Origin of the sequence: Pseudomonas sp. R15(2017) (genome assembly GCF_002112685.1) — a bacterium.
GTDB lineage: Bacteria > Pseudomonadota > Gammaproteobacteria > Pseudomonadales > Pseudomonadaceae > Aquipseudomonas > Aquipseudomonas glycinae.
Window position 1 is genome coordinate 283,787 of sequence record NZ_NEII01000002.1, and the last position, 11,886, is coordinate 295,672.

An 11,886-nucleotide genomic window follows, 5' to 3' on the forward strand; every position below is an offset into this window, starting at 1 on the left:
GGGAGCGTGGGAACGATCACGGGGCTGAACACACGGATTTTTCGCAACATCACTAAGGAAGGTCGCTGGATGAAAAACAACAACACCCCCGCGCAATCGGGTGGAGGCTTTCGCCTGAAAACTCTGAACTTTGCCTTGCTCTGCGCGATGACCACCTGGGGCAGCGCATACGCGGCACCTTACGTGGAAAGCGGCCGGGCAGGGGATCCGGGCAGTTGGCGCAGTGCCGAGTTCAAGGCCGACTGGGGCCTCGGCGCCATCGGCGCGGATTACGCCTACGCCGCCGGCTACACCGGCAAAGGCGTGAAGCTCGGGATCTTCGACCAACCGGTCTACGCTGCGCATCCGGAGTTTTCCGGCAGCAACAAGGTCATCACCCTGGTGACCTCGGGGATCCGCGAATACACCGACCCCTACATTCCGGTCAAAGCCGGGGACGCGTTCCGCTATGACGGCTCGCCCTCGGTCGGTTCCGACGGCAAGCTTGGCGCCCACGGCACCCACGTCGGCGGGATCGCCGCCGGCAGCCGAGACGGCGGACCGATGCACGGTGTGGCGTTTGGCGCGCAGATCATCAGCGCCGACAACGGCGACCCAGGCCCGGAAGACGGCATCGTGCGCGGCAACGACGGTGCGGTGTACAAGGGCGGCTGGGATGCGCTGATCGCCAGCGGCGCGCGGATCATCAACAACAGCTGGGGGATCGGCATCACCGACCGTTTCGACCTCGGCGGCCGTGACCCGGCGTATCCGCACTTCACCGTCAACGACGCGCAACTGCAGTTCAACGAGATCCGCACACTGCTGGGCACCAAACCCGGCGGCGCCTACGACGGCGCAATCGCCGCTGCACGCAGCGGGATCGTGACGATCTTCGCGGCGGGTAACGACTACAACCTGAACAACCCGGACGCCATCGCCGGCCTCGGTTACTTCGTGCCGGACATCGCGCCGAACTGGATCACCGTCGCCGCATTGCAGAGGAACCCGGATCAGACCAGCGCCAATCCGTACATCATGAGTACGTTTTCTTCGCGCTGCGGCTACACCGCCAGTTTCTGCGTCTCGGCACCGGGCACGCAGATCTACAGTTCGATCATCGAAGGCACCAACGCCGACAACCTGACCACCGGCTACAAGAACTACAACGGCACCTCGATGGCCGCGCCGCACGTGGCCGGCTCCATGGCGGTGCTGATGGAGCGCTTCCCGTACATGACCGGCGATCAGGTCGCCAGCGTGTTGCGCACCACGGCCACCGACCTCGGCGCACCGGGCATCGACGCCCTGTACGGCTGGGGCATGATCAACCTGCGCAAGGGCATCGACGGCCCGGCGATGTTCGTCACCGAGCAGGACATTCCCGAAGAGTTCCGCATCCAGGGCGCCTACGGTTCCGGCCAGTTCGTGGCCGATCTGCCGGGCATCGGCGCGATCATCGATGCGGGCAAACCCACCGAGCGCGTGTGCAACGACATCACCTGCGGGCTCGACACCTGGCGCAACAACATCTCCGGCCATGGCGGTCTGACCAAACAAGGCATCGGCACTCTGGTGCTGACCGGCAACAACACCTACAGCGGCCCGACCCTGGTCAATCAGGGGCGACTGGCAATCAATGGCTCGCTGCAATCGGCGGTGACGGTCAATGACGGCGGCATCCTTGGCGGTAACGGCCGGATCGCGGCGCTGACCGCCAACCGCGGCGGTACCGTGGCGCCGGGCAACTCCATCGGCACCTTGAACGTGGCCGGTGACGTGACCTTCGCACCAGGTTCGACCTATGCGGTGGAAGTGTCGCCGACCAGCAGCGACCGGATCGTCGCCGGCGGCAAAGCGCTGATCGAAGGCGCGACCGTAACCATGTCGCTGGAAAACAGCCCGACGCTGTTGACCACCGGCGAAGTGAAAAGCCTGCTCGGCACCCAGTTCAACATCTTGCAGGCAGCGGGCGGCATTGAAGGGCAGTTCGGCCAAGTGCTGCCCGACTACGCGTTCCTCGGCGGCACCCTGGCGTACTCGGCAAGCGGTGTGCAACTGGACGTCGGCCGCAACGGCGCCTCGTTCGCCAGTGTCGGCCTGACCCCGAACCAGCGCGCAGTCGGTGCTGCCGCCGAACGCCTCGGCGCCGGCAATGCGTTGTTCGAAACCCTGTTGCTGTCGCCGTCGGCGGCCGCTGCGCAGGAGGCCTTCCAGCAACTGTCCGGCGAGATTCACCCGGCCATCGGCACGCTGCTGATCAACGACAGCCGCTACCTGCGCGATGCCGTGGGCGAACGTCTGCGCGAGCGTGATCTGTTCGATGCCGGCGCGCCAACCGATGACCGCAGTAACGCCTGGCTGAAAGTGTTGGGCGCGTGGGGCAAGAGCGATGGCGGGTCGAAATACGCCGATTCCACCAGCTCCATTGGCGGCCTGCTGGCCGGGGTCGACGGCTTGATCGCTGAAGATACCCGTCTGGGTTTCGTTACCGGTTATAGCGACAGCTCGTTGAGCATGGGAGACGGGACACATTCGTCCGCCTCGGTCGACAGCTATCACCTGGGCGCGTACCTGGGGCATCAGATCGATGCGTTGCGTCTGACTGCCGGTGCGGCCTACAGCTGGCACCGCATCGACGTCAAACGCGACCTGCAGTTCGGTGGCGTCAGCGGCAAACAGAAAACCAAGCGCGATGCGACCACCGCGCAACTGTTCACCGAAGCGGCCTACGACCTGGGCCTGCAACCGATGAACCTGGAGCCGTTCGCCAATCTGGCCTACGTGCACCTCAACAGCGACAGCTTCACCGAGAAGGGTGATGCCGCCGCACTGAAGGGCGGCGAAGACAACCGCGATGTGGTGCTGTCGACCCTCGGTGTGCGGGCCAAACGCACGTTTGCCCTGTCGGAGAAACACCAGCTGGAACTGGGTGCAAGCCTGGGCTGGCAGCACAACTTGAGCAGCGTGGATGCTGACAGTCGCTTGGCCTTCGTCAATGGCAACAGTGCGTTCACCGTGCAAAGTGTGTCGATGGATCGAGATGCAGCGGTGGTCGGCGTACGCGCCGGTCTGGCGCTCAATCGCGATGTCCGGGTCAACCTGGACTACAACGGGCTGATCGGCTCCAACGAAAAGGACCACGGCGTGGGCCTGACGCTGGACTGGCAGTTCTAAGGGGTAACGGCAGTTCTTTCGAGAACTGCCGTTTTTTAAAGGAAGAGAGAGCACAACATGGGACTGTTCGATTACAAAAATGCCGACGGCAAAGCGCTGTACAGCGATGCCATCGCCCTGACGCTGTATGCCTACACGCCGACCGGGCAGGCCTTGCCCGGTACAGGCTGGAAGCCGATCGGCGCCACGGCGCTGGGCTATCAGGGCAAGGTCGGAGCACAGGGCACGTTCTTCGGCGAGAAGGACGGCTTCACCAGCGCCGAAGCCGAAGTGCTCGGCAAGTACGACGCCGCGGGCAAGCTGATCGGCATCGGCGTGGCCTTCCGCGGCACCGGCGGGCTGGGTTACAGCGACACCTTCGGCGACATGAAAAACAACCTGCTGGCTGCCATTGGCCCGTCGGACTACGCCACCCAGTACGCGAAAAACGCCTTCGATAACCTGCTCAAATCGGTGGCGGCTTTCGCCGTCGCCCATGGCATTGCGTCCAAGGACGTATTGATCAGCGGCCACAGCCTCGGCGGTCTCGGGGTCAACAGCGTGGCGGAGTTGAGCGCGAGCAACTGGGGCGGTTTTTTCAAGGACGCCAACTACATTTCGTTCGCCTCGCCGACCCAGAGCAGCACCGGCACCAATGTGCTGAACATCGGCTACGAAAACGACCCGGTGTTCCGCGTGCTCGACGGCACCACGTTCAGTACCGCGTCGATGGGCAAGCACGACAAACCGCACGATTCGACCACTGACAACATCGTCAACTTCAACGACAACTACGCGTCCACCGCGCAGAATCTGGTGCCGTTCAGCATCGCCAACCCGCTGAACTGGTCGGCCCACAGCTCGCTGGGGTATGCCGACGGCCTGAATCGGGTGATCGCGTCGAAGTTCTACGGCCTGACGCACAAGGACTCGACGATCATCGTCTCCAACCTTGAGCAAGCGTCGCGGGGCAAGACCTGGGTCGAGGATCTGGGCCGCAGCGGCGAGCCGCACACCGGCAGCACGTTCATCATCGGCACCGACAGCGGTGACTGGCTCAAGGGCGGGGCGGGCAACGACTTCCTCGAAGGCCTGGGCGGCGATGACCGTTTCCGTGATGACGGCGGTTTCAACATCCTGCTCGGTGGCCAGGGCCACAATACCTTCGAGCTGCAAAAGCCGTTGCAGAACTTCAGCTTCGCCAACGACGGCGACGGCACGCTGTACGTGCGTGACGCCTACGGCGGCATCAGCATGACCCGCGACATCGGCGCGCTAGTGAGCAAAGAGTCGGGTTCGTGGTGGGGCAGCAAGGAAATCACCTGGACCGTCACCGCCAAAGGCCTGGCCAACGGTACCGAACTGACCCAGTACAACCACTCGCTCAGCGGCGGCGCCATGGGCGACACCCTCAAAGCCACCGCCGACGGCGACTGGCTGTTCGGCCTGGGCGGCAACGATCACCTGCAAAGCGACAAGGCCCACGTGACCTTCGTCGGCGGTGCCGGCAACGACGTGATGAGCGCGGTGGGTGGCAACAACACCTTCCTGTTCAGCGGCGCCTTCGGCTTCGACGCGATCAATGGCTACCAGGACAGCGACAAACTGGTGTTCATGGGCGTCGAAGGCGCAGGGCAGGGCTACGACTACAAGCAACACGCGTCGCAGTCCGGAAGCGATACCGTGCTGAAGATTGGCGACTTTGCCGTGACGCTGATCGGGGTCGGTGTGGCTAACCTGTCGGATTCGAGTTTCGTCTTCGCCTGACAAACGAAAGTTGTACTGAAATGCTCCGGGGCGCCTCGGGAGGGGCGTTCTGGTTGTGAGCTATCTCTGAACAATTCCAACAAAAAGAGAGGCAACAGCAATGGGTGTGTATGACTACAAGAACTTCGGTACGGCGGAATCCAAGGCGCTGTTCAGCGATGCCATGGCCATTACGCTGTATTCCTATCACAACCTCGATAACGGCTTTGCCGTCGGTTATCAGCACAACGGCTTCGGCCTCGGCTTGCCGGCCACGCTGGTGACCGCGCTGATCGGCGGCACGGATTCCCAGGGGGTGATCCCCGGTATTCCGTGGAATCCCGATTCGGAAAAAGCCGCACTCGACGCGGTGAAAAAAGCCGGCTGGACCCCGATCACCGCCTCGCAACTGGGTTACGAGGGCAAGACCGACGCGCGCGGCACCTTCTTCGGCGAAAAGGCCGGCTACACCAGCGCTCAGGTGGAAATCCTCGGCAAATACGACGCTCAGGGCCGTCTCACGGAGATCGGCATCGCCTTTCGTGGCACCAGCGGCCCGCGGGAAATCCTGATCGGCGATTCCATCGGTGACGTGATCAACGACTTGCTCGCCGCGTTCGGCCCCAAGGATTACGCCAGGAACTACGTCGGCGAAGCCTTCGGCAACCTGATGAACGCTGTGGTGGCCTTTGCCAAGGCCAACGGCCTGAGCGGCAAGGACGTGCTGGTCAGCGGCCACAGCCTCGGCGGGCTGGCGGTCAACAGCATGGCGGACTTGAGCACCAGCAAATGGGGCGGGTTCTTCCAGGACTCGAATTACATCGCCTACGCCTCGCCAACCCAGAGCAGCACCGACAAGGTGCTCAACGTCGGCTATGAAAACGACCCGGTGTTCCGCGCCCTCGACGGCTCGACTTTCACCGGTGCCTCGCTTGGCGTGCATGACGCACCCAAGGAGTCGGCGACCGACAACATCGTCAGTTTCAACGACCATTACGCCTCGGCGGCGTGGAACGTGCTGCCGTTCTCGATCGTCAACATTCCGACCTGGATCTCGCACCTGCCGACCGCTTATGGCGACGGCATGAACCGGGTGATCGAGTCGAAGTTCTACGACCTGACCAGCAAGGACTCGACGATCATCGTCGCCAACCTGTCGGATCCGGCGCGGGCCAACACCTGGGTGCAGGACCTGAACCGCAACGCCGAAACCCACAAGGGCAGCACCTTCATCATCGGCAGCGACGGCAACGACCTGATCCAGGGCGGCAGCGGCAACGATTATCTGGAGGGGCGCGCCGGCAACGACACCTTCCGCGATGGCGGGGGCTACAACGTCATCCTCGGCGGTGCCGGTAACAACACCCTCGATTTGCAACAGTCGGTGAACAAGTTCGACTTCGCCAACGACGGCGCCGGCAACCTGTACATCCGCGATGCCAACGGCGGGATCAGCATCACCCGCGACATCGGCAGCATCGTCACCAAGGAGCCGGGCTTTCTCTGGGGCCTGTTCAAGGACGACGTGACCCACAGCGTCACAGCGACCGGTTTGAAGGTCGGCAACAACGTCACTCAATACGAGTCGAGCGTGAAAGGCACCAGCGGCGCCGACACCCTCAAGGCCAAGGCCAGCGGTGACTGGTTGTTCGGGCTGGACGGCAACGACCATCTGATCGGCGGGGCGGGCAACGATGTGTTCGTCGGCGGTGCCGGTAATGATCTGATGGAGTCGGGTGGCGGGGCGGATACCTTCCTGTTCAACGGCGCATTCGGCCAGGATCGCGTGGTGGGTTACACCGCCAACGACAAACTGGTGTTCCTCGGCGTGCAGGGCGTGTTGCCGGGCGACGACTTCCGCGCCCATGCCACGGCGGTGGGGCAGGATACGGTGCTGAAATTCGGTGCTGATTCGGTGACGCTGGTCGGGGTAGCGTTGAACAGCCTGAGTGCCGACGGGATCGTGATCGCCTGACGACAAGGTGGGGAGGGAGCGTATTCCCTCCCCATAGCAAAAGTGACTCGCCAGCCATTCCCCGACTCCAATCCCTGCACCAACAGGAAATGCGGCCTAAAGCCATGACGGCAACGTTCGTCATCTAAAGGTCGCCAACGAGTACAGGAGATTCACACGTGAAAGGTTTCAAGGGGTATATCGGTGTTGCGGGGCTTGTGCTGCTGTCGGCCAATGCCTGGGCCGATCTGCCTCACAGCTCGATTCTGAGCCGCTATGGCGTGACACCCGATCAACTGCCAGAGCCGGCCAAAAGCGAAGACGCCAAACCCGTCGAAAAAAAAAGCCGCTTTCATATCCAGCCCGAACAACCGTTCGTGACCGTTCGCATCGGCGAAGACCATGAGCCGGAAATGACCGGCAACCTGAGCATCGACCGCATGGCGCAACAGGAGCGTCAGCGCTGCCAGCGCTTGCAGGAAGAACTGGTTCGCCGCGGCGAACGCCCCTTCAGTTGCGACGGCTCCCTGCCGGGCATGGCATTACCCCGCTGACAAATGCAAAAAAGGCTGCGCTCCAACAGGAACGCAGCCTTTTTTGATGTTTTATCCGTCAGTCTTCCTTGCGCACCGTGGCCACTTCGTCGGCACGTACGCGGACTTTGGCGCCGGAAATATCCTTGAACTCGTAGAAGCCATCCTCGGTTTTGGTATCGGGCATGTCTTCGGTCAGGTACTGGGTGCCGTTCTGCAAGGTCACCACTGTCGGGGTCGAGCAACCGGCCAGGGTCAGCAAGGCTGCAACAGCCAACGGAATTCCGAGAGTCTTGATTTTCATAAGCAAGCATTCCTGTTCATTTCGACCATTGTCGGCCTCTAACGCGGTTGGTGCCATTACGCCCGGAAAAGTTCGATGGCCACCTGAAAAAAACCGTAATGAATGTGCCACTGATCTTTTTCCGTTTGCGCCCGCCGGGGCAGGCTGGTATCTGTACGCATAACCAGTACTCGCTTGCCATGGCCCCGAAATTACCGTGACTGCCAATCCCCTCGACGACCCGTTCTATTACCTCAACAACTTCCGCCAGGTGCTTGATTGGCTTGAGCTTCGTTATGCCGATGTGATGAGCGAAGCGGAACACGCTTTCATTCGCGACTTCACGGCACTGCCGCGCGGATCCCAGGGATTGCTGGTGCGGATGGTGATGCGCAAGGGCGTGCATTTTCGCGCCGGCAAGCTGAATTATCCGGAAATCGGCGACATCACCGAGGCGGCGCAACCGCTGCTGGATCACGGCTGGCTCGATGAACAGGCGCCGTTGTCGATGGCGGATCTATTCGAGGTGTTGCTCAAGGCCGAGATTCTGCAAGCCTTCGGCCCGGCCATCGACCAGCCCAAAGGCAAGAAAGTCGACTGGCTGCCGCAGCTGCACGAACAATTCCCCGAGCCCCGCAGTTTCCGGCAATGGTGCCCGGCGCTGGCGGACCGGCTGTTCAGCCTGACGCTGATGGACCTGTGTGATCGTTTTCGCCTGATGTTCTTCGGCAACCTCTATCAGGACTGGTCGGAGTTCGTACTCGCCGACCTTGGCATCTTCACCTACGAAAAAGTCGAATTCAGCGCCGATTCCCGGGGCTTGCGCAGCCGTGCCGACGTCGATGCATGCCTGTTTCTGCACGATTGCCAGCTGTATTTCGAAGCTGGCGAGCCGCTGGAGCCGATCGTCGAGCAGGTCGCGGCGCTGCATTTTGACAACCCGTGGCTGCAACGTCGGCGCGGCAAGCTGTTGTTCCAGATCGGCCAATACTGCGAGCGCCTGGGCGAGTTTGCCCTGGCGCTGAAGATCTATCGCGACTGCGCCTATCCCGGCGCGCGGTTGCGGATGATCCGCGTGCTGGAACGCAGCGCCGAATACGCGCTGGCCCTGGAACTGGCGGTCATTGCCGAACAGGCGCCGGAAACCGCCACCGAACAGCAGGGCTTGCAACGGATATTGCCGCGTTTGCGGCGCAAGCTCGGCGGGCCGCCGATCAAACGCACGGCGCCGGGCATGGTGGAACGACTGGATCTGCACCTGCCGCGTCTCGATCCGGCATTGTCGGTGGAATATCACGTTCAGGCGCACCTGCACGAAGAAACGGGGCCGGTGCATTACGTGGAAAACAGCCTGATCAACTCACTGTTCGGCCTGCTGTGCTGGCCGGCGATCTTCGCGCCATTGCCGGGCGCGTTCTTTCACCCGTTCCAGCGCGGGCCGGTGGATCTGCTCAATGAAGACTTCCAGCCCCGCCGCGCCGAGCTGTTTCGGACCTGTCTGGCCGAACTTGACGATGGCCGTTATGCCGACACCATCCGCGCGCGGTTCACCGCCAAATGGGGCGTGCAGTCGCCGTTCGTGTTCTGGGGCGCGCTCAATGAAGAACTGCTGGAGCAGGCCTTGGCCTGTCTGCCGGCCGAACACCTCAAGCACTGGTTCAGCCGTCTGCTGCTGGACATCAAGGCCAATCGCGCCGGCATGCCCGACCTGATCCAGTTCTGGCCGCAGCACAAGACCTACCGGATGATCGAAGTCAAAGGCCCCGGCGATCGTTTGCAGGACAACCAGCTACGCTGGCTGGAGTTCTGCAACACGCACCGGATGCCGGTCGCCGTGTGTTACGTGCAATGGGCGGAGCAGGACGCTTGAGCTACAGCATTGCGGTGCGGGCGCTGTGCGAATTCACCGCGAAAACCGGTGACCTCGACCTGCGCTTCACCCCGTCACCGACCGCGCTGGAGGGCATCGCCGGGCATCGCACCGTGGCGTCCCGGCGCAACGACGCCTACCAAAGCGAAGTGGCGCTGGAGGGCGCATTCGGGCCATTGAAGGTCAAGGGCAGGGCAGACGGCTACGACCCGACGCAGAACTGCCTGGAAGAAGTCAAAACCTATCGCGGTGACCTGAGCAAACAGCCGGCCAACCACCGCGCGCTGCATTGGGCCCAGGCGAAAATCTACGGCTGGTTGATGTGCTGTCGCTTGCAGCTGGAGCAGATCAATCTGGCGCTGGTGTATTTCGACATCGTCACGGAAAAGGAAACCTGTCTGGTCGAAGCGTTCAGCGCCGATGCGCTGCGGCAGTTCTTCGAACAACAGTGCGGTTTGTTCCTGGCGTGGGCCGAACAGGAAATGATTCACCGCGAAGCGCGCAACCGGGCGGCGCAGCAATTGGGGTTTCCCCATGCCGCGTTTCGCCCCGGTCAGCGTCACCTCGCCGAATCGGTGTTCAAGGCCGTCAGCACCGGTCGCTGCCTGATGGCGCAGGCCCCGACCGGGATCGGCAAGACCCTAGGCACCCTGTTTCCGATGCTCAAGGCCATGGCGCCGCAGCAACTGGACAAGGTCTACTTTCTTACCGCCAAGACGCCCGGACGCAAACTGGCGCTGGATGCGGCGCAGGTGCTGTTCGATCACAGCGAAACCTTGCCCCTGCGAGTGCTGGAAATGGTCGCCCGGGACAAGGCCTGCGAACACCCGGACAAGGCTTGCCACGGTGAATCCTGCCCGTTGGCCCAGGGCTTTTACGACCGTTTGCCCGCTGCCCGCGAAGCCGCCAGCCAATTGCGCCTGCTGAATCAGGCCGCGCTGCGTGAGGTCGCCTTGCAACATGCGGTATGTCCGTATTACCTGAGCCAGGAAATGGCCCGTTGGGCCGACGTGGTGGTGGCGGACTACAACTATTACTTCGATTTCAGCGCGCTGCTGTTCGGTCTGGCCCAGTTCAATCAATGGAACGTTGCGGTGCTGGTGGACGAGTCGCACAACCTGGTCGAGCGCGGGCGGCAGATGTACAGCGCGACGCTCGATCAGGCAACACTGGGCAGCGTGCGCAAAACCGCGCCCGAGGCCTTGAAAAAATCGTTGCAACGGGTCAATCGCGAATGGAACGCCCTGCACAATGACCAGTTGTCGCCGTATCAGGCCTACGACAAGGCGCCGGAAAAACTGCTGCAGGCTCTCTCTTCCTGCACGGCGAGCATCGGCGACTACCTCAACGATCACCCGCAAGGACTCGACAGCGGATTGCAGAATTTCTACTTCGAGATGCTGCAATTCGGTCGGGTGGCAGAACTGTTCGACGCGCATTACCTGTTCGACATCAGCAAACGTGACCTCGAACGCAAACGCCCGTTATCGCAACTGTGCCTGCGCAACGTGGTGCCGGCGGCGTTCATCGGCCCGCGCCTGACGGCGGCGCGCAGCAGCGTGCTGTTTTCCGCCACCCTCAGCCCGCGCCACTATTACGCGGATTTGCTCGGCACGCCGGCCAACACGGTCTGGATCGACGTCGAGTCGCCGTTCAGCGCCGAGCAATTGCAGGTGCAGATCGTCAGCCGGATTTCCACCCGTTTCACGCACCGGCAAGCGTCGCTGGAACCGATTGTCGAGCTGATCGCCCGCCAGTTCAGTGAACGTCCGGGCAACTACCTGGCGTTCTTCAGCAGTTTCGATTACCTGCAACAGGTCGCGCAGTTGCTGGCCGAGCGGCACCCACACATCACCCGGTGGCAGCAATCCCGAGGCATGGACGAAGGGGCGCGTCAGGCGTTTCTCGATCAATTCACCGCCGACAGTCAGGGTATCGGCTTCGCCGTGCTCGGCGGCGCGTTCGGCGAAGGCATCGATCTGCCCGGCGCGCGGCTGATCGGCGCGTTCATCGCCACCCTCGGGCTGGCTCAGCTCAACCCGGTCAATGAACAGATGAAACGCCGTATGGCCGCGATCTTCGGCGCCGGCTACGACTACACCTATCTGTTCCCCGGCGTGCAGAAAGTGGTACAGGCCGCCGGACGGGTGATCCGCACCCAGCAGGATCGCGGCGTGGTGATGCTGATCGATGATCGCTTTGCCGAGGGCCGGATTCGGCAGTTGCTGCCGCGCTGGTGGTCGCTGGAAGGGAGTGAATGCGCAGGAAACCTGTCGGGTTGACGTACGTTTTCGGGACTTTGAACAGGGCGATTTTCACCGCAGGCTGTAGGAATAATCATCTATAAAACAGTGACATACGTTGT

Annotated in this window: 7 protein-coding genes; 6 read left to right on the forward strand and 1 reads right to left on the reverse strand. The window is 62.2% G+C overall.

The genetic code is table 11. The features are described from left to right. Positions 1 to 69: 69 nt before the first annotated feature. From CAF77_RS04835 to CAF77_RS04850, 4 genes are all read left to right on the forward strand, one after another. The gene (locus tag CAF77_RS04835; RefSeq protein ID WP_085654086.1) at positions 70 to 3,156 is read left to right on the forward strand and encodes an autotransporter serine protease; all 3,087 of its coding nucleotides are present in this window, start codon (positions 70 to 72) and stop codon (positions 3,154 to 3,156) included. Between the two features lie 57 nt (positions 3,157 to 3,213). Beyond that, positions 3,214 to 4,902: a hypothetical protein gene (locus CAF77_RS04840; protein WP_064381651.1), complete on the forward strand. Its 1,689-nt coding sequence runs from the start codon at positions 3,214 to 3,216 to the stop codon at positions 4,900 to 4,902. A gap of 100 nt (positions 4,903 to 5,002) precedes the next feature. Next, a complete protein-coding gene (locus CAF77_RS04845) occupies positions 5,003 to 6,856 on the forward strand; it encodes a polyurethanase (protein ID WP_064381647.1) in 1,854 nt (617 codons plus the stop codon). 158 nt (positions 6,857 to 7,014) lie between these two features. After that, a complete protein-coding gene (locus CAF77_RS04850) occupies positions 7,015 to 7,389 on the forward strand; it encodes a hypothetical protein (RefSeq protein ID WP_064381646.1) in 375 nt (124 codons plus the stop codon). A 58-nt stretch (positions 7,390 to 7,447) separates the two neighbouring features. Here the strand turns inward: CAF77_RS04850 and CAF77_RS04855 are convergent, their stop codons facing one another. Further along, positions 7,448 to 7,672, reverse strand: a complete 225-nt coding sequence (locus CAF77_RS04855) for a YgdI/YgdR family lipoprotein (RefSeq protein ID WP_039768348.1) — start codon at positions 7,670 to 7,672, stop codon at positions 7,448 to 7,450. 196 nt (positions 7,673 to 7,868) lie between these two features. Here CAF77_RS04855 and CAF77_RS04860 point away from each other — a divergent pair, with 196 nt between their 5' ends. Beyond that, positions 7,869 to 9,521 carry a VRR-NUC domain-containing protein gene (locus CAF77_RS04860; protein WP_085654087.1) on the forward strand — a complete coding sequence of 551 codons (1,653 nt, stop codon included), beginning with the start codon at positions 7,869 to 7,871 and terminating at the stop codon, positions 9,519 to 9,521. Continuing rightward, the gene (locus CAF77_RS04865) at positions 9,518 to 11,803 is read left to right on the forward strand and encodes an ATP-dependent DNA helicase (protein WP_064381642.1); all 2,286 of its coding nucleotides are present in this window, start codon (positions 9,518 to 9,520) and stop codon (positions 11,801 to 11,803) included. Before CAF77_RS04860 ends, CAF77_RS04865 begins: the two co-directional genes overlap by 4 nt. Positions 11,804 to 11,886 lie beyond the last annotated feature (83 nt).